This is a genomic window from Mucilaginibacter gossypiicola (assembly GCF_900110105.1).
Taxonomy (GTDB): domain Bacteria; phylum Bacteroidota; class Bacteroidia; order Sphingobacteriales; family Sphingobacteriaceae; genus Mucilaginibacter; species Mucilaginibacter gossypiicola.
On record NZ_FOCL01000011.1, the window covers coordinates 87,183 to 108,574 of the forward strand.

21 protein-coding genes are annotated in these 21,392 nt (G+C 42.0%); 15 read left to right on the plus strand and 6 right to left on the minus strand.

The genetic code is table 11. The annotated features are described in order from the left end of the window. Positions 1-41: 41 nt before the first annotated feature. Positions 42-1,001: a lysylphosphatidylglycerol synthase transmembrane domain-containing protein gene (locus BMX50_RS27355; RefSeq protein ID WP_091218030.1), complete on the minus strand. Its 960-nt coding sequence runs from the start codon at positions 999-1,001 to the stop codon at positions 42-44. 246 nt (positions 1,002-1,247) lie between these two features. Here BMX50_RS27355 and BMX50_RS27360 point away from each other — a divergent pair, with 246 nt between their 5' ends. The 3 genes from BMX50_RS27360 (at position 1,248) to BMX50_RS27375 (ending at position 4,087) form a co-directional block, all read left to right on the plus strand. After that, entirely contained in the window at positions 1,248-2,117 is an 870-nt protein-coding gene (locus BMX50_RS27360; protein ID WP_091218034.1) for a carbon-nitrogen hydrolase, read from the plus strand. Between the two features lie 149 nt (positions 2,118-2,266). Beyond that, positions 2,267-3,322 (plus strand): agmatine deiminase family protein, encoded by a 1,056-nt coding sequence (locus BMX50_RS27365; protein WP_091218039.1) that lies wholly within the window; start codon positions 2,267-2,269, stop codon positions 3,320-3,322. Positions 3,323-3,679: 357 nt separating this feature from the next. Continuing rightward, positions 3,680-4,087 carry a LiaF transmembrane domain-containing protein gene (locus tag BMX50_RS27375; protein ID WP_091218046.1) on the plus strand — a complete coding sequence of 136 codons (408 nt, stop codon included), beginning with the start codon at positions 3,680-3,682 and terminating at the stop codon, positions 4,085-4,087. 315 nt (positions 4,088-4,402) lie between these two features. Here BMX50_RS27375 and BMX50_RS27380 read toward each other — a convergent pair whose 3' ends face one another. Further along, positions 4,403-5,608, minus strand: a complete 1,206-nt coding sequence (locus BMX50_RS27380; protein WP_091218051.1) for a hypothetical protein — start codon at positions 5,606-5,608, stop codon at positions 4,403-4,405. Between the two features lie 29 nt (positions 5,609-5,637). Then, complete coding sequence (locus BMX50_RS34665; protein ID WP_167668126.1) at positions 5,638-5,775, minus strand: hypothetical protein; 138 nt, start codon at positions 5,773-5,775, stop codon at positions 5,638-5,640. 50 nt (positions 5,776-5,825) lie between these two features. Here BMX50_RS34665 and BMX50_RS27385 point away from each other — a divergent pair, with 50 nt between their 5' ends. From BMX50_RS27385 to BMX50_RS27405, 5 genes are all read left to right on the plus strand, one after another. Further along, on the plus strand, positions 5,826-6,680 hold the full coding sequence (locus BMX50_RS27385) for a LiaF transmembrane domain-containing protein (protein ID WP_091218055.1): 855 nt from the start codon (positions 5,826-5,828) through the stop codon (positions 6,678-6,680). A 32-nt stretch (positions 6,681-6,712) separates the two neighbouring features. Beyond that, the gene (locus BMX50_RS27390) at positions 6,713-7,048 is read left to right on the plus strand and encodes a DUF4288 domain-containing protein (protein ID WP_091218060.1); all 336 of its coding nucleotides are present in this window, start codon (positions 6,713-6,715) and stop codon (positions 7,046-7,048) included. A 28-nt stretch (positions 7,049-7,076) separates the two neighbouring features. Next, entirely contained in the window at positions 7,077-8,111 is a 1,035-nt protein-coding gene (locus BMX50_RS27395; RefSeq protein ID WP_244281115.1) for a sensor histidine kinase, read from the plus strand. Beyond that, positions 8,108-8,854: a LytR/AlgR family response regulator transcription factor gene (locus BMX50_RS27400; protein ID WP_091218063.1), complete on the plus strand. Its 747-nt coding sequence runs from the start codon at positions 8,108-8,110 to the stop codon at positions 8,852-8,854. The genes BMX50_RS27395 and BMX50_RS27400 overlap by 4 nt, the downstream gene beginning before the upstream one ends. A 218-nt stretch (positions 8,855-9,072) precedes the next feature. Then, positions 9,073-9,771: a L,D-transpeptidase family protein gene (locus tag BMX50_RS27405; RefSeq protein WP_091218066.1), complete on the plus strand. Its 699-nt coding sequence runs from the start codon at positions 9,073-9,075 to the stop codon at positions 9,769-9,771. Positions 9,772-9,979: 208 nt separating this feature from the next. Here the strand turns inward: BMX50_RS27405 and BMX50_RS27410 are convergent, their stop codons facing one another. Then, on the minus strand, positions 9,980-10,870 hold the full coding sequence (locus BMX50_RS27410; RefSeq protein ID WP_091218069.1) for a flavin reductase family protein: 891 nt from the start codon (positions 10,868-10,870) through the stop codon (positions 9,980-9,982). Between the two features lie 145 nt (positions 10,871-11,015). Beyond that, the gene (locus tag BMX50_RS27415) at positions 11,016-12,011 is read right to left on the minus strand and encodes a fumarylacetoacetate hydrolase family protein (RefSeq protein ID WP_091218073.1); all 996 of its coding nucleotides are present in this window, start codon (positions 12,009-12,011) and stop codon (positions 11,016-11,018) included. 903 nt (positions 12,012-12,914) lie between these two features. Here BMX50_RS27415 and BMX50_RS27420 point away from each other — a divergent pair. From BMX50_RS27420 to BMX50_RS27450, 7 genes are all read left to right on the plus strand, one after another. Next, positions 12,915-14,072 carry a homogentisate 1,2-dioxygenase gene (locus tag BMX50_RS27420; RefSeq protein WP_091218078.1) on the plus strand — a complete coding sequence of 386 codons (1,158 nt, stop codon included), beginning with the start codon at positions 12,915-12,917 and terminating at the stop codon, positions 14,070-14,072. A gap of 114 nt (positions 14,073-14,186) precedes the next feature. Continuing rightward, on the plus strand, positions 14,187-15,311 hold the full coding sequence (gene hppD, locus BMX50_RS27425) for a 4-hydroxyphenylpyruvate dioxygenase (protein ID WP_091218082.1): 1,125 nt from the start codon (positions 14,187-14,189) through the stop codon (positions 15,309-15,311). Between the two features lie 81 nt (positions 15,312-15,392). After that, on the plus strand, positions 15,393-16,649 hold the full coding sequence (locus BMX50_RS27430; RefSeq protein WP_091218086.1) for a gliding motility protein GldB-related protein: 1,257 nt from the start codon (positions 15,393-15,395) through the stop codon (positions 16,647-16,649). A 100-nt stretch (positions 16,650-16,749) separates the two neighbouring features. After that, positions 16,750-17,220, plus strand: a complete 471-nt coding sequence (locus BMX50_RS27435) for a YciI family protein (protein ID WP_091218091.1) — start codon at positions 16,750-16,752, stop codon at positions 17,218-17,220. After that, positions 17,221-17,877 (plus strand): DNA alkylation repair protein, encoded by a 657-nt coding sequence (locus tag BMX50_RS27440; protein WP_091218094.1) that lies wholly within the window; start codon positions 17,221-17,223, stop codon positions 17,875-17,877. 453 nt (positions 17,878-18,330) lie between these two features. Further along, positions 18,331-19,812 (plus strand): sensor histidine kinase, encoded by a 1,482-nt coding sequence (locus BMX50_RS27445; RefSeq protein WP_091218097.1) that lies wholly within the window; start codon positions 18,331-18,333, stop codon positions 19,810-19,812. Positions 19,813-19,827: 15 nt separating this feature from the next. After that, the gene (locus BMX50_RS27450) at positions 19,828-20,271 is read left to right on the plus strand and encodes a response regulator (RefSeq protein ID WP_091218100.1); all 444 of its coding nucleotides are present in this window, start codon (positions 19,828-19,830) and stop codon (positions 20,269-20,271) included. Positions 20,272-20,337: 66 nt separating this feature from the next. On the opposite strand, the gene BMX50_RS27455 is transcribed toward BMX50_RS27450, so the two are convergent. Beyond that, positions 20,338-21,318, minus strand: coding sequence for a type I phosphomannose isomerase catalytic subunit (locus tag BMX50_RS27455; protein ID WP_091218104.1), 981 nt, complete (start codon positions 21,316-21,318; stop codon positions 20,338-20,340). Positions 21,319-21,392 lie beyond the last annotated feature (74 nt).

Genomic DNA, 21,392 nt, shown 5'->3' on the forward strand with positions numbered 1-21,392 from the left:
ACTTCAGTTTATTATTACGAAATTAGATTTAAAACAGAATATTATTCTTCTATTGGGTGATTTTCCATTTTTGGTTCTTCGCCTTTTTTAAGGCCGCCATCCAGACGCTTAGGAGCTAACACATAATACACACCCAATAAAGCTACAATAATTGAAATGAGATAGAATCCCAAACTCAGGTAAACAGCCATATCTTCGGCCAGGTTAAACTGGCGGGCCAGGGTAAGGAATAGCGCGTCGCGAACACCACCGCCGCCCAAACTAAACGGAATAATTGCTGCTAACGATGAAAAAAGAAATGACAATAGATACGGCGCAAATTTACCATTGAAATCTTGTGCAAGCAGTAAACAAACAATGGAAAGCAATTGCATGCTTTGTACGCCTATGGCTTTTAAATGCGCCTGTATAAAGTTGTGGGTATACTCTTTAAAAAACTTGCGGGCTACAAAATAATAGATCACCGAACCAACCGAAACTATACCAAGCGGCCAGCCCAGGTGATACGGAAAACTCGGAATTAAAATAACCAGTCCTACTACAATGGCACCTATGGCCCAAAAACCGCTCAGCCTGTCAAACAGGATAGCCCAGAATACTTTTTTGGTAGGCAGATGATAGCGTTTGTGCAGCAGGTAAATTTTGTAACCATCGCCGCCGATACCACCTGGCAATAGCACGTTATAGCACAAGCCAAGAAAATACAGGCGAAGGTTAAAGCGCCAGTCTAACCGTAAACCAATGGATTTAAAATAGCTCAATAACCGCCATGATGAAAAAAACATCGACCCGACATAACAGGCTATAGCAGCAGCTAACCAGGCGCGGTCGGCATGAATTAAACGATATTTTATTTTAGCAAAAGGCACTTTACTGAAAACCCAGTAAAGCAAACCGCCGGTTACTAATATGATAAGGATTACTTTTACAACGCCCCAAAGCTTACCTTTCCAGGTTTTATGTTCGGCACCTTCGTCAATGATGTCTTCTGTTTGTGTCATTCGGCTGCAAAGCTATGTTATTTTTTTATTTGGATATACAGGATAGTCAATTAACAATTTTTCTTCATTTTGTTTTCAGAAACATTAAAAGCAGTAAATCAGGTTATTATTTTAGGTATACTGTAATTTAAAACGGCAAACGCAATCTCACGCCAGTGTAATCCTACTTTCAACTCAGTGTAATCATAATATTAAAAGGCTGAAATCCTTGATACAAAGTGTTACTTTTGCGCAAATTTTTTGAAGATGAGTAAAGTAAAAGTTGGTTTAGTACAAATGAGCTGTACTGCTGATAAACAGCAGAACCTGGAAAAGGCGATTGTTAAAGTAAGGGAAGCTGCTGCTAAAGGCGCGCAAATAGTTTGTTTACAGGAACTTTTCACCTCGCTTTATTTTTGCGACGTAGAAGATTATGATAATTTCAAGCTGGCCGAAGCTATCCCTGGCCCATCGACAGACGAGCTATCAAAAGTTGCTGCAGAGCTTAATGTAGTAATCATTGCTTCATTATTTGAAAAACGTGCTCAGGGTGTTTATCATAACACTACAGCAGTACTTGACGCCGACGGTAGCTATTTAGGTAAATATCGCAAAATGCATATCCCTGATGACCCGGGCTTTTACGAAAAATTCTACTTCACCCCTGGCGACTTAGGTTACAAAGTTTTCAACACCAAATTTGCCCGTATAGGCGTATTGATTTGCTGGGACCAATGGTATCCTGAGGCAGCCCGTATCACTGCTTTAATGGGTGCCGACATATTATTTTACCCAACCGCTATCGGCTGGGCTACCACACAAGATGAAGCTACCAACGTTGAACAATACAACGCATGGCAAACCATTCAGCGTTCGCACGCGGTTGCAAACGGTATACACGTAGTAAGCGTTAACCGTGTAGGCGAAGAAGCCGGTGTTAAATTCTGGGGAGGTTCATTCTTTGCCAATCCGTTTGGTGCCATCATACACCAAACATCACACAATGATGAGGAAGTAGTGGTACAGGAACTTGATCTGGATAAATCTGACTACTACCGCAGTCACTGGCCGTTTTTACGTGACAGGAGGATAGACAGCTATCAGCCGATCACCAAAAGGCTATTAGACGAAGACTAATATAAAACACGCGTCATTGCGAGGTACGAAGCAATCCCCAATTGGCAGATCGGCAATGCAAAGTCGCTCTGTATATCTGGGATTGCTTCGTACCTCGCAATGACGTTTTTTATGATGTAATACTTTTACATTTGCATTAATCATAAATTATGAGCCAACAAATATCAACTATACTTACCCCCGCTTCGCAAGGCTTTTCCTTTCCTGCCGAATGGGCTAAACATACCGCTACCTGGCTTAGCTGGCCTCATAAGGAGGCTTCATGGCCGGGCAAAATAGATACCATTTACGCGCCTTACATTGAGTTTATCAAAATAGTTACCCAAGGCGAACTGGTACGTATCAACGTAGCGAACGAGGACATGAAAGCCTCGGTGATTTTCCAGCTGCAAAATGCCGGTGTTGATCTTAATAAAATAGAGATCTTTGAATTCCCGACTAATGATGCCTGGTGCCGCGATCACGGACCTGCGTTCCTAATCAATCCGCTAACCAAACAAAAAGCCATTGTTGACTGGGGCTATAACGCCTGGGGTGGCAAATATCCACCGTTTGATCTGGATGATGTGATCCCCACCAAAATAGGTAACCACTTTGGTTTACCGGTTTTTAATCCGGGGATTGTAATGGAAGGCGGCTCAGTCGACTTTAACGGCAAAGGCACTATTTTAACTACCACTGCCTGCCTGCTTAACAAAAACCGCAACCCGGAGCTCAACCAGCAGCAGATTGAAAGTTACCTGCAAAACTATTACGGAGCAGAGCAGATCCTTTGGTTAGGTGATGGCATTATAGGTGATGATACGGACGGCCATATTGACGATATTACCCGTTTTGTAAACGAGGATACCGTTGTTACCGTTGTTGAGGACGATAAGAACGATGAGAACTATCACATCCTTCAGGAAAACCTTGAAAGCCTGAAAACCATGCGCCTGCTTAACGGCAAACAACTTAACATTGTTGAATTGCCAATGCCCGACGCAGTAGTTTATGAAGATACCCGTTTACCGGCCTCATACGCTAATTTTTACATAGCCAACTCGGCCGTGATTGTGCCTACTTACCGTTCAAAAAACGACGATAAAGCACTTGACATATTAACCCAATGCTTCCCCGACCGCAAGGTAGTAGGTATTGACAGCACCGACATTATCTGGGGCCTCGGCAGTTTCCACTGCCTGAGCCAGCAGGAACCGGAATAATAGTTCTAAAGCCCTCCCCGCCAACTGGCTGGGAGGGCTTTTTGATTAAAAAGGTTGTCATTTCCTTTAGATTAGCTTCAACAGAATAATAGAGGTTATTATTATTGTTGAAGCTAATCTAAAGGAAATGACAATTCGATTTTATCAATGCTAATCCCACTCTTCTTATCTTCCTTCCTGACTCTTGACTTCTTGACTCTTGACTTCTTGACTCTTGACCTCCTGCCTCTCGCCGCTCCGCCACTTTTTCACCGCCTTTATCCCCTGCTTTACCGACATCTCCCCTTACATCGCCAACTATTGATTGCCGCCGCTGCCGTATCACTGTAGATTTGGGTAACATTAAAACTTAAAGCGATGAACAACGATATAATAAACACCGAAAACAAAAGAAATGGCAAAATCATGTTAGGAATAATATTACTGGCAGCCGGTGGTTTATTTCTGATAGATCAGCTTAATGCCTTCCTTATTCCCGATTGGCTTTTTAGCTGGCCAATGTGGTTCATAGCCTGGGGCGCTTACATGGGTGCCAAACACGACTTCAGGAAACCATCATGGATATTTATGATACTCTTAGGCATAATATTCCTGGTAAATGATAACGTTAACGATGCCGACCGCATAACCTGGCCAATTGCATTGATGTTGCTTGGTGCCTGGATAGCCGTTAGGCCCGCCAAACAAACCGACAGGGATTTCTGGGAAAAGAATGAAAAAGCTAAACAACACTTTGATTTTGAACAACCCAAAACCGAAGCTTAAACTCAATCATCCATCATATATCAAAGCCGGGGCATTTTTAAAAAGCCCCGGCTTTTTGTTTATATTTCCGGGTGTTCAACTTTTTTAGGTGTAAACACTTGCGTTTTTTGCCGAAAGCAAATACTACTGACAATCAATATATTAACTTTTTAACTTGCTTTTGATTTATCAAACATGAACACATCTGCGCTGGTAATCAACAACTTAACTTTTCTGAAAATAAAAAGTTGAACACCCGTTTTTCAAAAGTTGAACACCCTGTTTTTTTGAAACTGGAACACTGGTTCGTGCCCCTGAATGCATCGAATATTTATGCTACTTACTAACGTAATACCACGGCATTTTAAACAGGCCCGGTTTTAAATTTACATAAACAGTATCGCCAACTTTAACCTGGTAGTAAAGTGATTTAGAAACTTCTGTTTCTTCACTTTCTTTCGGCCCCCATTTACTTAAAGTTAAATCATATGATGTGTGTTTACCTGTTGATACCCTTTGACTAAGCACCTGCGCTTTATACTCTTTTGGGACGCTATAATCAAATTTGCAATTAATTATAACAGGGGCAGTAAAACCATATAACAATACAAATGCCGCAGCGCTAAGCCAGGTCATTTTGTTTGAACGTGCTTTTTCCTTCGAACTCATTATTATCCCCAAAAAAACAACCCCTAATACAGCTATCACTGAAAACGCGGGCAAAAGCATCTCAGTTAAATGCATTAATTTAAAATCAGCCAGTACCCTTATCAAAAGCCCAAGGGGTGGCAATATCAACGCTGTACTTAAAGATGGATACACGGCCTGTTTCTTATTGTCGGCGCTGTTAAGGGTAACTACATCCCTTTTTAAATAAAATACAAACATCACTACCAGGGGCCAAATTGTACCGGCTAAAACAGCATAATCATAAGGTGCAGGATGTATGAACAGCCAAAAACACAAACCGATGCCTCCGTAATTAAAATATGAGCAAAACCGTTTTAACTTTTTTAATTCGGCTAATCGCTCTTCACTGCTGTAGCCATAGCTTTCATCATTTTTTATCTCTTCTATACCTTTCTGTTCTTGTTCGGCGTCAAGATCTTTGCAATTCAAGGCTACCCATTGCAATATTTCGCTGCCATCGGCAAAATAGCTGTAGTCGCTTAAAACTATCGCTTTATTCGATTTATCAACAGGGCGTATAGATATCCTTTTACCCTGGACAGTTTCGTAACCCTTAATATCATTAATTAGCAACTCTCTGCTACTAAAATACCCCACACGTTTTATCCCGTTGTTAGAGATAATTATTTTGCTTGCCTGCAATTCGAGATAGAGATAAAGTCCTAACATTATCAGTCCAATCCCTATTAATACAAGCCACCAGCTTTTATCGGCGATAGAAACATAAGCCAGATAAACGCCGCCGACTACCATAGCGACAATGACGGTATATAGGAATATTTTCCACCCGGTACTGAGGCTGTATTCCTTTTCAAACGTAGTGCCCATGGAAGGGTTAAAGCGCTGTTCCATTTTGATATGATAAAGTTTAGTATGGTTATTTACGGATAAAAAACCGTCGCAACATACAAATTTTTATTTTTGCCGAATGTTAAAAAATCAAACACAACTTTTTCACCGCCAAAACATCCCCACTCACCGATTTCTTTAAATACATCGCCAATTTTTGTTTGGCTCAACTATAATGTTACCTTAGTTTTGGATATGATTTCAATTTGCAGATAATACAATGAACAACGATATAGAACATCCAAAAGATCCCAACAAAGGCAAGTCTGTTGCCGGGATCATTTTACTTGCTGTAGGCGGCATATTGCTGCTTCAGCAATTCCGAATTTTTTTCATACCCGATCATCTCTCCCTGTGGCCATTATGGCTTATTTTCTGGGGTATATATGTAGGTGCTAAACACAATTACAAAAAAGCATCATGGGTAATGCTGGTTGCTTTAGGTACTATATTCCTGATCACCCAAAACATTAACAATTCTGATCGTATAGTAGGGCCTCTGGCTGTGATTGGTTTTGGTATGTGGCTGATATTAAGACGTAATAAACATTTCGATCCGCAGCAATGGAAACACGATTTTAAAGCAGAGAAATGGACCAACTGGGATAAAAAAGAGCCTTTTCAATTTGAAAAAGCCGAAACTGTGGACTATACTGTAAAAGACGAAGGAGATCCAATCCCCCCTGTTGATCCATACGCTCAAAAACAGCAGCAGTACAATACCAAATATTCAGGCGACGATTACATTGATACTGTGTCCATTTTTGGAGGGGTTAACAAAACCATTCTTTCCAAACAATTCCGCGGAGGCGATATCGTAAACATATTTGGCGGCGCCGAACTTGATTTTACACAGGCAGATATCAACGGCCGCATTATCATAGACATTACCCAGATCTTCGGCGGCACCAAAATCATTGTGCCATCAAACTGGCAGGTAGTATCAGACCTTGCAGCTGTTTTTGCAAGTGTTGATGATAAACGCATCAGGAGCACCGCAAGCGTAGGCAGCGAAAAGGTGCTGGTACTTAAAGGGGTATCCATTTTTGCAGGGGTAGATATCCGCAGTTATTAATTAAGGTAGCTAATACGAAAAGTATAAACAACATGAACTGGTACGTAGCAAAATTAGTTTTCAGGGTGATAAGCGGGGATGGCGACCATCAGGCGCAATTTGATGAGCAATTAAGGTTGATCAGCGCAGATAGTGAATTAGTAGCTTATGAAAAAGCAAACCGTATAGGTCACGCCAATCAGGATAGCTTCAAAAATATTGAAAAGCAAACCGTTAAATGGCAATTTATAGATGTAGCCGAACTTAACCAGCTTGGCGAACTTACAGACGGTACCGAACTGTATTACAATATACATGAAACGCCCGACGCCGACCTGTACATAGCCTGGGCGCACCATAAATCGGCCTTATTGGGCATCAGAAATTAAACCTTAAACCACAAGAAAGCAACCCGTTTTGGAAGTTCCATCAATACAATCATCAAAACTATACGCAGCATTTGTAATATGCGGTGTGGCCTGGGCTGCACTGCAAACTTACATCATCCATAGTTTTGGTTTTTTATGGTTCACTGCCGCTACTGATGGCCTGCTGAGTGCCATACTGCTTTCATGTGCATGCTGGCTTATCAATAATAATTTACGCTACTACCAACCGGGCAAAGGCAGTTACATTAACCTGTTTATATGGTGCGTTGCACTTGCAGGCATTTGTACAGCCGGATGCCGTTACCTTTTACCGCTAATAAACAGCGATACCATTTATACCGGTTTCCTGGCCCAATCATTAACCATTCGCTTGTTCACCGACTTTTTGGCCATCGGCTGGATGGCCATGATCAGCTTATTGTGGTTTTCGCAACTGGATCAGAAAGAAACCCTGAAACGTAAAACCGAAGCCGAGCAGCTTGCCCGCGAGGCCGAGTTGTATAACCTGCGCCAGCAATTGCAGCCGCACTTCCTGTTTAACAGTCTTAACTCTATCAACGCGCTTATTGGCTTTAAGCCTGATGAGGCCCGCAGGATGATCCACCAGTTATCCGACTTTTTACGCGGAACACTTAAAAAAGATGATCAGCTGCAGGTTAGCCTCACCGAAGAGCTCGCACACCTTAACTTATACCTCGATATTGAAAAAGTACGCTTTGGGCACCGTTTACAAACCGAAATAAGCTGTGACCCCAAATGCGGAACCGCCATATTACCATCCATGCTGTTACAGCCTTTGGTTGAAAACGCCATTAAATTTGGCCTTTACGATACCATAGGCGAAGTTACTGTGAGCATCCGCGGCGAAATTGAGGATGGTTATCTGAACTTAATGGTACAGAACCCTTATGATCCGCAAACATCCAAACCAAAAAAAGGTACAGGTTTTGGTTTGCGGGGAGTGCAGCGGCGATTATATTTGCTGTATGCCCGCAATGATTTAATGGAAACCCATGCGAGCGATGATCTGTACACTACCATTATAAAAATACCGCAACTATGAAGCGAGCTTTAATTATTGATGATGAACCTTTAGCCCGCATGGTTGTAAGGGAATACCTGCTTGATTTTAAAGACATTGAACTGATACAGGAATGTAACGATGGCTTTGAAGGTCTTAAGGCTATTCAGCAGCACCAGCCCGATCTGGTTTTTTTAGATATCCAGATGCCTAAAATTACCGGCTTTGAAATGCTTGAACTGGTTGAACAACCTCCTGCCGTAATATTTGCCACCGCATTTGATGAATACGCCATCAAAGCTTTTGAAGCCCACGCGGTTGATTATTTGTTAAAACCATTCAGTAAAGAGCGCTTTAATAAAGCAGTAGAAAAATTTCTGGCTACGGCAGCTCCAAAACCTGCCCCTAAACAAACGGAAGAACTGCTGGAAACCGCAGCCACTCAATCGCCGGCACAACACGAGCGTATTGTAGTAAAAACCGGCACCAAAGTAAAGATCATCCCTGTTGCCGATGTTGAGTACCTGCAGGCCGATGATGATTATGTAAGCGTTATTACCAAAGAGGGCTCCTACCTCAAAAATAAAACCATGAGCTTTTTTGAGCAAACCCTTGATCCAAACCATTTTGTACGTGTACACCGCTCATACATCGTGGCTATACCGCAGATCACCCGTATCGATCCTTATGAAAAAGACGCGCACCTTGCCATCCTGAAATCCGGCGCTAAGATCCCGGTAAGTAAAACAGGATATGTAAAGTTGAAGCAAGTGTTGGGGATATAAAACCAACTGCTTACAACAAAAAAATGTCATTGCGAGGAGGGACGACGAAGCAATCGCTTGCTATACAGAGCGGCTCTGCTTCCGTGCGATTGCCACGCTTCGCTCGCAATGACATGGAAGTTGCATTGACATCTTTTAGCTAACAAAAAAATCTCCCGCTCCACATAATTTCCTCCCGACAACTCCGTTAACTACAATTATAGTTAACAACCTAATCAATGCCTAAACTGATCACATTGCTGCTATTAATTATATTAATAGCCCTTCACAAAACCGAAATACCCGACAGTAAACGAGCCAGCGATGTTCGCCTTAAAGTATGGCCTAAACTTCAGAAAGAGCTTAAAGACAAAGGCTTTGCCCCCTATGGTTCTGTTTACCTCCGTATTATCAAAAACGTCAGTGTACTTGAGGTATGGGTAAAATCGGCCAATAAATACCAGCTTTTTAAAACTTATGATGTGTGCACCTACTCCGGAGGTCTCGGTACAAAAACCCGCGATGGTGACGGCAAAAGTCCAGAGGGTTTATATACCATTGAACCTAAACAGCTTAACCCGGTTAGTAATTACTATTTAGCTATCAATGTTGGATATCCCAACGTGGTTGATAAAGCCAAAGGCTACACAGGTAGTGCTATTATGGTGCATGGGCATTGTGCTTCTATAGGCTGTTATGCCATGACTGATGCCCGCATAGAAGAAATTTACACCCTGGTTTACGAGGCGTTTGCGGCCGGACAAAAACAAATCAGAGTTGACATTTTTCCTTTTAGGATGGATGATACAAATTTAAAGCGTTATACAGCATATAAACAAGATGCCTTTTGGCGCTCGCTGAAGCCAGCCTATGAACTGTTTGAAAAGCGGCAGGTACCGGTTGATTATCATCTCAGCGGTAAAGATTACGCTTATTGATAATTGATCAGATTATAAATTTTGCTGCAAAAGAGATCATTTCGAATAACAAGACCATGTCATTGCGAGCGTAGCGTGGCAATCGCACGGAAGCAGAGCGGATCTGTATAGCATGCGATTGCTTCGTTCCCGAAATAAATCCGGGACAGGCGGTTCCTCCTCGCAATGACATAGTTTCACTAAACTCACAGCTATTACCACGCAGTTATCACTCCATCAACAGCACCATCAAAGCTTCCTCTACCCTTTCCACTTCCAACAATTGTTTGGCTTTCAAATGCAATTGTAGTTCGCGCGTTTGGCTATCGCCGATGGTGGCGTCGAGTACTTCCTTTATCTCGGGAGTTAGCGCAAAGGCTTCAATGGCCTCGTCGGTGGGTATAACCTCAAGGTTGCCCAGCTGCCCGAGGTTGTTACCTGTCAGTATTCTTGAATTGCGGATAGCATAAGGCAGTGCATCAACGCCGATGCCCATTTTGGTGGTGGGTTTGGCTACTTTAAACAAGTTCTCTTTAGTAACCCGGCAGTACCAGTCGCCACCGAGGCGGGCCACCAGGTCCATTTTTTCCTGGTCTATTTTACCTTCTGCGTCTAATACAGCGTCGCTAATGTGGATCAACTTAATTTCGGCAAGCACAAGGTTGCCTGCACCATGGCCTTGTCCTAATTCAATTACCTCGTTAACCACACATTCCAGCTGCACATATGACTCCGCTACCCGCGGCGGTTTTACAAATTGCGATGGCACTGGTGTTAACCCCGATTTAATAAACTCATTAACCCCCAGCGCATATTCTACACTTGAAAGCGAAGTCTGCTGCACCATATCATAGTTAACAATATTGATGACACACTCGGGCACTTCTTTTACATTTTCAAGCGTGTGCTTGGTGGTATTGTCCCTTACCCTGCGCGACGGCGAAAAAACACATATCGGAGGATTGGTACTAAAGAAATTAAAAAAGCTGAAAGGGCTCAGGTTTACGTTACCCGCTTTATCCACAGTAGAGGCAAGACATATTGGCCTCGGCGCTATTACATAGTGCAAATAACTCTGAAGTTGAACCGGCGAAAGATCGGCTATGTTGATGGTAGGCATTATTATATATCATTTATCAGATGTCATTGCGAGCGTAGCGCGGCAATCGCACGGAAGCATAACGGCTCTGCATAGCATGCGATTGCTACGCTACACTCGCAACGACATAGTTATTCGCAGTGGCGTGGTATATTTTTTTATTTTCTTACTTCTTCAACTTCAATATCGAAAAATCGCTATCTGCTTTCTCAATGATGTTACCCAGCATACCCAACCCTGTTACCTCCATTTCAACCAGATCGCCGGGTTGCAGCCATTGCGGTTCATAATCGGCATTATTAAGTACACCAGTACCGTTCAGCTCCAGGAAGCAGCCGGTGCCAACAGTACCCGAGCCTATTACGTCACCAGGCAAAACATCGCAACCGTAAGCTGCACGCTCAATGATTTCGGCAAAGGTCCAATCCATATCGGCCATATTACCTGCAGATACCTGCTTGCCGTTCACCACGCATTTCATCTCCAGGTTATAAGCATTACCGGTATGGCCAGGTTTTGCGGGCACTTTATATTGCTCCAGCTCATCGGGCGTCACCAACCACGGACCAATCACCGTCGAAAAATCCTTGCCCTTTGCCGGGCCAAGGTTCAACAGCATTTCTTCCATTTGCAGGGTGCGGGCGCTCATATCGTTCATGATCATGTAACCGGCAATAAAGCTATCGGCTTCAGCAGCGGTAATGTTACGTCCTTTTTTATTGAGCACCACGGCTACCTCCAATTCAAAATCCAGTTTCTTAAAATGATCGGGCATGCACTCAATTTCGCCGGGGCCTTGTATGGCATTATGATTGGTGAAGTAAAAAATAGGGTACTGATCAAACTCCGGTATCATATCCAGCTTACGGTTACGCCTCGCCGAAGCCACATGCTGCCTGAAAGCATAACCGTCACGACATGACGTTGGGTGAGGCACAGGCGCCATCAGTTCAAAAAACAATTCCTCTTTAGCCTCTATTTTTCCCGACCGGATATCTTCATTAACCCGTGCAGCATGTTCCATCAGTTCGGGCCCTCCCCACAAAAACTCGTTCATATTGTCGGGGATCAGTTTATCGCAGGAGTTTAAATTATAGATATGGCCATTAACAAAAACGCCAAGATGTTCGCGGTCTTCGGTTTTATAGGATACTAATTTCATAGAGTAGCTTAATTGGTATAATCAAAGCTAATGATTTTTTGTTAGGTGAATGGTTGATTAAGTTGATTAGGTGAGTGGTTTCTTACGCGGATATATTCCGCCGCCGCTCGGCTCCAGCACATAGCCGTTAACTTAATTGAATAGTTTGGCACAAGTCTTTTAAAATCCCCTCTTGAGAGTAATAGCCCATCATTAGACAGCGACGGGAAATGACAAACCGTACAGTTGACTCACCCGGTCTACGCTACGCTGGACCACCCTCTCTATCCTTCGGATAAAGAGGGTAAGAAAAAAAACAAATTAAAATCCCCTCTTTACGCTTGCGTAGAGAGGGGTGACGAGCGTAGCGATGTCGGGGTGAGTCGATATGGCGGTTAATTCTTCACTTATGTCTTTTCATGGGCTATTACTCTCTCAAGAGGGAATCACACTTTCCCACGCTTTTTTCTTCCTTAAGTTAACGGCTATGGGCTTCAGCCGAGTGGCGGTTATCCCCAGGCCTCTGGCCTGTATACATCACACCGGCGGCCAGAGGCCGTGAAATAGTTACCACTCGGCTGGAGCCGAGCGGCGGCGTGAAAAAAACCAACCACTCACCTAATCAGCTTAATCAACCATTCACCTAAATTTGCATCCTAAATATAATCCCGCTAACTTAGTATCATGTTACGCATACAAATGCATTTTCTGTTTTCATTGGGGTTAACCTCCATGAGCGATGCTTCGTCGTTCAGAGATGCTATGCTTGCCAAGATCGTACTGGCGCAATACTAATCCTCCATTCCCGCTATCTTCATTTTTTAACCATTATTTATTAATGGTTAGGGCTATGCTTTCGGACTTATTATTCCGAACACAAATCAGCATTTTATACGTTTTATTGTTAACCAATTAAACCAATTCATGCCTCTATATCATAGTTTAGGATCAATTCCGCCTAAGCGGCATACGCAATTCCGTAAGCCCGATGGTAGTTTATATGCCGAAGAGCTTGTTTCGACCGAAGGTTTTTCAAGCCTTTACTCCTTGGTGTACCACGCCTACCCGCCCACCATTGTAAAAACCCTGGGCGAACCATACAGCGTGGAGCCTAAAATAGCGCGCGAAAAACACCTGAAGCATACCAGTTTGATAGGTTTCAACATACAACCCGAAGATGATTACCTGCAAAGCCGCAAGCCGGTACTGGTAAACAGCGATCTGCATATTTCGCTTGCAGCACCACGCCAAAGCATGACCGATTATTTTTACAAAAACAGCCAGGCCGATGAGGTAGTTTTCATTCATGAAGGCTCCGGCACTTTAAAAACAGGTTTCGGCAATATCAAATTTCAGTATGGTGATTATTTGGTGATTCCCCGCGGCACCATTTACCAGATGGAGTTTGATGGTACGGCAAACAGGCTTTTTATCGTAGAAAGTTTCAGCCCTATTCGTCCGCCCAAACGTTACCGTAACCAGTACGGACAACTGATGGAACATTCGCCCTATTGCGAGCGCGATATCAAACTACCGGCCAATCTGAAAACTTATGATGAGCATGGCGATTTTAAAATCCTGATAAAAAAACAGGGACTCATTTATCCTTACATCTATGCCACCCATCCGTTTGACTTTATAGGCTGGGATGGCTTTCATTACCCCTGGGCTTTATCCATTCATGATTTTGAGCCGATAACGGGCAGATTGCACCAGCCCCCACCGGTGCATCAAACATTTGAAGGTAACAACTTTGTGATTTGCTCATTTGTGCCCCGCAAATTTGACTATCATCCGCTATCCATACCTGCGCCCTACAACCACAGCAATGTGGATAGCGACGAGGTTTTATATTATGTAGATGGTGATTTCATGAGCCGCAAAAGCGTAGTTAAAGGGCAGATCACCCTGCATCCCGGCGGTATCCCACATGGCCCGCATCCAGGTTCTGTCGAAAAATCAATAGGCAAAGAATCAACCGATGAGCTGGCTGTAATGATTGATCCTTTCAGACCGCTGATGTTAACGGAGGATGCTATTAAAATAGAGGATGAAAATTATTATAAAAGCTGGCAATATTAACTACTAACCCTATGTCATTGCGAGCGTAGCGTGGCAATCGCATGCTATACAAAGCGAATCTGCACAGTTCGCGATTGCTTCGTTCCTCGCAATGACACATTTAAATTCATTAAAATGCACACTCAAACTTTAGATAAACAACCAATCACAACCGATTTCCTGCCCCTTAATGGTACGGATTACGTTGAATTTTATGTAGGCAATGCCAAGCAGGCGGCCCATTATTATAAAACAGCTTTCGGCTTTCAGAACCTGGCCTATGCCGGTCCTGAAACCGGCGTACGCGACAGGGCATCATACGTTTTGCAGCAGGGTAAGATTAGAATTGTACTTACCACTCCCCTACACTCCGAACATCCCATTGCCGAGCATATTAAAAAACATGGCGATGGTGTAAAAGTACTGGCACTTTGGGTTGATGACGCTTATGATGCTTTTGAGCAAACCACTAAACGTGGTGCCGAACCTTATCAGCAACCGCAAACCTTAACTGACGAACATGGCGAAGTGCGTACCAGCGGCATTAAACTATATGGCGAAACTGTGCATATGTTTATTGAGCGCAAAAACTATAATGGTTTGTTTTTGCCCGGCTATCAAAAGCTGGAAAATACCTATAACCCAGCAGATGCAGGGCTGCTTTATGTTGACCATTGCGTAGGCAATGTAGGCTGGCATAAAATGAACGAGTGGGTTAATTTTTATGAAGAAGTTTTAGGCTTCCGCAACATACTCACTTTTGATGATAAAATGATCTCGACAGAGTATTCGGCTTTAATGAGCAAGGTGATGAGCAACGGGAATGGTTATGTAAAATTCCCAATCAACGAGCCTGCCGAGGGCAAGAAGAAATCGCAAATTGAGGAATATCTTGAATTTTATGAGGACGAAGGAGTACAACATCTTGCCCTCGCTACCCATGATATTGTAGCAACCGTTACCGAACTGCAAAACCGCGGCGTTGAATTTTTAACCGTTCCCTCAACTTATTATGATGACCTGATTGACCGCGTTGGTCATATAGATGAAGACCTTGAGCCTCTGAAACGTTTAGGCATCCTGGTTGATCGTGATGACGAGGGCTACCTGCTGCAGATATTTACCAAACCTGTTGAAGACAGGCCGACATTATTCTTCGAGATCATCCAGCGCAAGGGCGCAAAATCATTCGGGGCGGGCAATTTTAAAGCCCTGTTTGAAGCAATTGAGCGCGAGCAGGAAGCGAGAGGAAATCTTTGATTTCGGATTTTTAAATAGTGATTTATCATTATAAGCCGGGCCTTGCCCGGCTTTTTTGTTTTCAATTGTTACTTTTAGCCCATGCGTAAATATTTAACCTACATCTTTATCTTACTAAGCCCCGCAGTTTTTGGGCAAAAAAGCCTGAGCGCCAAAGGCGATAGCTTATACGAGGCAAAAAACTTCATTCAAGCAGGAAATTGTTACCTGCAATCGGCCAAACAAGCCGAATTTAAAGCTTCGGCCACCGGCGATTATTACAACGCTGCTTGCTGCTATGCTCTTTCGGGTAAAGCCGACAGCGCAATGATCATATTGAAATTAGCTATTAACAGCGGCTATAAAAATGCAGCACACCTGGTAACAGATTCAGACCTAAATTCACTACATCAAATGCCCGAATGGCGACCGCTGCTCAACTCTTTAGAAAAGCAGGCTAAGGGATTCACCGATGATCCCTTAAAAGCCAAACTTGTAACCAGCGATATTAAAAACTTCTGGACGGCTTATGACCGTGCTCAAAAAGACACAGCCAACCGGCTTAAAATTTACAGACAATATTATGTTGATCCGGGATCGGCCGGCTTGCAGGATTATTTTGCATACAAAGTTATACACATGAAAAACTTTGTAAAAGGTCATGATAAAAAGCAAAAGTTTTATGCGGCCATCCGCAAAAACACCTATACGGTTGATAAACAAAAGCCGCAGATGATGGCATCGTTTGTAAAACTTAAAGAGCTTTACCCGCAGGCTAAATTCCCGGATGTATATTTTGTAATCGGTGCATTTTCATCGGGAGGCACTTCATCAGATAATGGCCTGCTCATTGGCCTTGACCAGGCAGTGCGTACGCCCGATATACCTGTAGATGAACTTACCCTTTGGGAAAACAACAACTTTGGTAAGCTTGATTACATTCCTAACCTTGTGGCTCACGAACTTATTCACTTTAACCAGGACGGCATGTTAGGCGGTGATACTACGTTACTCCGGGCGGTTTTGGTTGAAGGCATGGCCGACTTTTTGGGCGAACTGATTTCCGGCCATACTGCTAACGAGCGCCTCCATGTGTGGGCAAAAGGACACGAAAAACAAATATGGTCCGATTTTGAAAAAGAAATGTATTTAAAGCGCGGCTACAATTGGATAGCCAACTCCAATCAGGAAACCGCTGATAAACCAGCCGATCTGGGTTATTGGGTTGGTTACCAGATCTGCAAGGGCTACTATGATAACTGTCCGGATAAAAAGCAGGCTATTTATGATATGCTGAACATCAAAGACTATAAAGCTTTTTACGAGAAGAGCGGAACAAATAAAAAGTTCAGCAACTAACATAAAAAGCAGTACTGTATAGGCTTTTAAGCCGGGCAAATGCCCGGCTTTTTATTTGGCAGCCATTAGGTTATATTTGGTATAACTAATTAACAATTTTATGAAAAAAGCTTTACTTATCCTTACCACTGCCATACTAAGTGTTAACTGCTTAGCCCAAAGTTCACCATCCGCCAAACCCGTTTACGATGCCGCCCTTGCAAAAAAACTTGGTGCCGATGATTATGGCATGAAAAAATATGTAATGGCCTTCCTGAAAGAAGGCCCAACGCAACTGAAAGATTCGGCTGCTAACATGCAGCTGCAAATGGCGCATCTTAAAAACATTGGCAGGCTTGCTGCCGAAGGTAAGCTGGTTGTGGCAGGACCCTTTTTGGATAACCAGCCTTTGCGTGGTATTTTCATTTTTAATGTAGAAACTGTAGAGGAAGCCCAAAAACTTACCGAAACCGACCCGGCTATCAAAGCAGGGGCTTTAGTGATGGAGCTGCACCCTTTTTATTGCAGCGCAGCGCTGATGCAGGTTGTACCTATCCACAATACTCTTCAAAAGAAAAGCATGACCAATTAAATGAATGCCGTACAATTTGTCATCGAACAGCTTAAAGAAAAAGCTGATGCCGCCTATTTAAAAGGAATGGCGCGCTTTGGGATTGATAGTTCAAAAGCTTTAGGTGTAAGGCTACCCGAGATCCGTAAGCTGGCTAAAACCATTAAAAAAGACCATGCACTGGCGTTAGGCCTTTGGGATACACAAATACATGAAGCCAGGATGCTGGCCTCCATGATAGCCGATCCTAAACAGGTTACACCTCAATTGATGGATAAATGGGTAAGCGATTTTTACTCCTGGGACATTTGCGACCAGGTTTGCGGCAATCTCTTTGACCGTACCCCATTCGCCATTGATAAGGCTATTGAATATAGTAGTCACGAAGAGGAATTTGTAAAACGTGCGGGATTTGTTTTAATGGCTGAATACGCCATTCACAATAAAACTGCGCCCGATGAAGTATTTATAAGCCTGTTTCCCATTATGGAGCGGGAAGCCTGGGATAACCGTAACTTTGTTAAAAAGGCCGTTAACTGGGCATTACGTCAAATAGGCAAACGAAATATTATATTAAAAGTTAAAGCTATTGATACTGCAAGAAATATTTATAACCAGCCCGCCAAATCAGCAAAATGGATTGCCAATAATGCACTTAATGAACTAATAAGCAAATAGAATATATAATATTTTTCTATAAAATTAAATTTGGATAAATTGCCTGTAAAATAGGACATTATAATACTCAATAATAGTTCACCCATATTCACTAACTTAGTGCCCACTATTTTTTACAATCAAATTACGCCGAAGTATTTTATTGAAGATATATTCAACTCTTAATGTATTTAAGCAAAGGATCGGTTATTTGAGGGGTATTTTACAAAATATTACTTCAATTAGGAGTACATATAGCCAGATATTCCAAAAACCGTAAATACCAGTAAAAGAATACATTATAAAGTATCAAAAATATTATATTTGAGGCTTGGCAAATGTGGAATAATGATTGGGCAGAAGCTTACAGCCAAACAACTGGTGGTTGTAAACTTAAAAACTTTAAATCGTGGCACGTATTTTAATATTAAGGACGTGTCAAAAATAAATTGAATTAGTGAACGGATTGTTGATATGAGTTTTTCGGAAAAGGGTAAACTTTCTGGCGACGATGTACATCTTACCCCTTTGATCAATGATCTGGATACGGGTATCTGGAAGTATAATTTCAACACAAGGGAAGTAAAATGGTCGACAGGCTTTTATAAGGTATTGGATTTTCAGTTAAATGAAATTGAATGCAATGCCTATACTTTTTTTGAGCATTTACTTTACCATGGCGATAAACCGGCATTCCTTAACGCCATCAATAACCGGGTAGCTGAAAACGCCCCTCCGCTGCAATTACGCTTTTTAACAAAGAAAAACGGTTATCAGTGGTTTGAAACCACCATCAGGAAACAGGATAACGAGCATGGCTGTATAGCATACGGTTCGCTTGTAAACATCAACCGTTACAAGCATAACGACTTGTTATCGGCGCATAACCAGGTTATCAATGATGACGCCTTTAAAACAGCACGCCTCGGAAGCTGGGAAATTAACGCTCAAAGTACCGACACTATCCAGCTATCAACACAGGTATATGATTTATTTGATCTTCAGAATCAATTAAACCTTAGTGTTGAGGAGTTTATTAGTTTTTTTGAGCCTCCGTACCGGCCTGTTTTACAAGATGCCATTAACCTTACCCTTGAGCACAGCCGGCCTTTTGATATCGATTTGCTTTTACGCTCGGCCAAAAACAATATGTTATGGTTAAAGGTAAAGGCCGTACCGGTAATTAATCATTTCGGCAAGTGCACCTCTGTTAAAGGCATTGTACAGGATATTGACAGCGAAAAAAGAAAATTACTAAAGCTTGAACAGTCAATAAATTTACTGACCGATCAAAACCGCCGTTTACAAAACTTCGCGTACATAGTATCCCATAACCTTCGTTCGCATACAGGCAATCTTCAGTTTATGGTAAACCTGTTTGAACAAACTGAAACAAGTGAAGAAAGGGAGGAAATCTTTTCGCACATAAAAACTATCAGCGACAGCCTGGACCTTACCATCGAACATATTAACGAGATAGTTAAGATCCAAACAGAAATAACCAAAGAGCGGAAAATGGTTGAATTAGAGCCGATGTTCAAAAATATCTGCTCTGCATTAAAGAATAACATTGAAGCCATAAACGCCCGCATTGAAGGCAATTTTACGCAATGCCCCGAGATTAGCTACATCCCGGCCTACATGGAAAGTATTTTACAAAACCTGCTCACCAACTCGTTAAAATACAGCCATCCCGACAGGCAGCCTGTTATAAAATGCTATACTTTAACGGAAGGAAATCATATCTATTTGATTTTTGAAGATAATGGCCTCGGTATTGACCTTGAACGTTATGGGGATAAAATTTTTGGCATGTACAAAACATTTCACCAAAATACCGATGCTAAAGGCATAGGCCTGTTTATTACCCGCAACCAGATTGAAGCATTAGGCGGTAATATTAAAGTTGACAGTGCAGTAAATATTGGCACAAAATTTACTATCAGACTTGCATAATTAAATTAACGAGAGATGATTGCAGAGCGAGATCCAGTCAATACCTGGATTGTAGATGATGATAGTATTTATGTTTACGGCCTAAAAAAATTAATAGGTATAAAAGGAATAAATACCCGGCTAAGTCATTTTATTAACGGACAGGAAGCCTTAAATGCGCTAAATAACGCAAACGACGACCACGTGTTGCCCGATATCATATTACTGGATATTAATATGCCCATAATGGATGGGTGGGAGTTCATGAATGAATTTGCGAAATTAAAGCCACAAATGGGGAAAAACATCACTGTTTACATCATGAGTCCCTCGCTTGATCTCAATGACATTCACCGGGCTAAAAATATTTCTGAAATTACTGACTATATTTTCAAGCCGGTAAAACCCAACCATCTTACAGAAATTTTTGATCAAACTATTCGGCAGGCAAATGAAAACATAATGAAATACGGAACATAATAAATGCTCCGTATTTCTTTTATTGCTTAACTAAAACCGATGTGGATATAAAGTTAGGGGCAATAATTATTCTATATAGCTTTCCAGTATCTTAAAGCCACCAGTTGTTTCCAGCTCAATTTTATCAATACTTTTTGGCAACAGGATACATTCGCCCATTTTAACGGCGTATGCTTCATTGTTATACTTTACAGTATATCCACCCTCAACACAAACATGGATCACAAATGAATCAAGTGCCGAATAATCCTTCGATGTACTTTCATCAAAATCAAGCACATTAGTTGTAAAGTACGGGCAGGTAACCAGCTTTACGGTTTCATTTTCCTTAGGCTCATATAACGTTTTGTATTCGGAATAATGCTTATAATCGATAGCAGCAAGCGCTTCCTCAGTATGCAATTCACGTTTGTTACCTTTATCATCAACGCGGTCAAAATCGTAAATACGGTAAGTGATATCAGATGTTTGCTGAATTTCGGCAATCAGTAAACCTTTACCTATTGTATGTACCCTGCCTGCAGGCAAAAAGAAAACATCATCAGCAACTGCTTCTTCCCTGTTCAGGATATCCATGATATGGCCGCTGTTTAAAGCGTCTACATATTTTTGCTCGGTCATTTCCTGATTAAAACCGGTAATCAATGTCGAACCCTTATCAGCTTCAATAATATACCACATTTCGGTTTTACCAAATGAGTTATGGCGCTCTTTCGCCAGTTTATCATCAGGATGTACCTGAACAGAAAGATCATCGTTGGCATCAATAAACTTCACCAATAAAGGAAAAATATTACCGAAGTGATCATAAACCTTTTTACCAACCAGTTCATCTTTGTACTGCTCCAGTAAATCAGCTAATGATTCACCTTCAAGGGCCCCTGAAGCAACAACCGAAACATCAGATTTTACACCTGATATTTCCCAGGTTTCGCCGCAGTTTGGTAAAGCGCCAAAATCTTTATGCAAATAGGTTTTGATCTTTTGACCACCCCATATCTTGTCTTTATAAATGGTTTTAAATTTTAATGGATATAATGCCGACATAGTGTTTATGTATTTTGCCTGCTAAGTTAGGAGTTAAATGTTTAATTGAAAATGCTAAATTGATTTACTTAATA

Excerpts from the sequence above, each read along its gene's own strand:
- BMX50_RS27355 (WP_091218030.1), bottom strand. The coding sequence starts at position 1,001 with ATGACACAAACAGAAGACATCATTGACGAAGGTGCCGAACATAAAACC.
- BMX50_RS27360 (WP_091218034.1), top strand. The coding sequence starts at position 1,248 with ATGAGTAAAGTAAAAGTTGGTTTAGTACAAATGAGCTGTACTGCTGAT.
- BMX50_RS27365 (WP_091218039.1), top strand. The coding sequence starts at position 2,267 with ATGAGCCAACAAATATCAACTATACTTACCCCCGCTTCGCAAGGCTTT.
- BMX50_RS27375 (WP_091218046.1), top strand. The coding sequence starts at position 3,680 with ATGAACAACGATATAATAAACACCGAAAACAAAAGAAATGGCAAAATC.
- BMX50_RS27380 (WP_091218051.1), bottom strand. The coding sequence starts at position 5,608 with ATGGAACAGCGCTTTAACCCTTCCATGGGCACTACGTTTGAAAAGGAA.
- BMX50_RS27385 (WP_091218055.1), top strand. The coding sequence starts at position 5,826 with ATGAACAACGATATAGAACATCCAAAAGATCCCAACAAAGGCAAGTCT.
- BMX50_RS27390 (WP_091218060.1), top strand. The coding sequence starts at position 6,713 with ATGAACTGGTACGTAGCAAAATTAGTTTTCAGGGTGATAAGCGGGGAT.
- BMX50_RS27400 (WP_091218063.1), top strand. The coding sequence starts at position 8,108 with ATGAAGCGAGCTTTAATTATTGATGATGAACCTTTAGCCCGCATGGTT.
- BMX50_RS27405 (WP_091218066.1), top strand. The coding sequence starts at position 9,073 with ATGCCTAAACTGATCACATTGCTGCTATTAATTATATTAATAGCCCTT.
- BMX50_RS27410 (WP_091218069.1), bottom strand. The coding sequence starts at position 10,870 with ATGCCTACCATCAACATAGCCGATCTTTCGCCGGTTCAACTTCAGAGT.
- BMX50_RS27415 (WP_091218073.1), bottom strand. The coding sequence starts at position 12,011 with ATGAAATTAGTATCCTATAAAACCGAAGACCGCGAACATCTTGGCGTT.
- BMX50_RS27420 (WP_091218078.1), top strand. The coding sequence starts at position 12,915 with ATGCCTCTATATCATAGTTTAGGATCAATTCCGCCTAAGCGGCATACG.
- hppD (WP_091218082.1), top strand. The coding sequence starts at position 14,187 with ATGCACACTCAAACTTTAGATAAACAACCAATCACAACCGATTTCCTG.
- BMX50_RS27430 (WP_091218086.1), top strand. The coding sequence starts at position 15,393 with ATGCGTAAATATTTAACCTACATCTTTATCTTACTAAGCCCCGCAGTT.
- BMX50_RS27435 (WP_091218091.1), top strand. The coding sequence starts at position 16,750 with ATGAAAAAAGCTTTACTTATCCTTACCACTGCCATACTAAGTGTTAAC.
- BMX50_RS27440 (WP_091218094.1), top strand. The coding sequence starts at position 17,221 with ATGAATGCCGTACAATTTGTCATCGAACAGCTTAAAGAAAAAGCTGAT.
- BMX50_RS27445 (WP_091218097.1), top strand. The coding sequence starts at position 18,331 with ATGAGTTTTTCGGAAAAGGGTAAACTTTCTGGCGACGATGTACATCTT.
- BMX50_RS27450 (WP_091218100.1), top strand. The coding sequence starts at position 19,828 with ATGATTGCAGAGCGAGATCCAGTCAATACCTGGATTGTAGATGATGAT.
- BMX50_RS27455 (WP_091218104.1), bottom strand. The coding sequence starts at position 21,318 with ATGTCGGCATTATATCCATTAAAATTTAAAACCATTTATAAAGACAAG.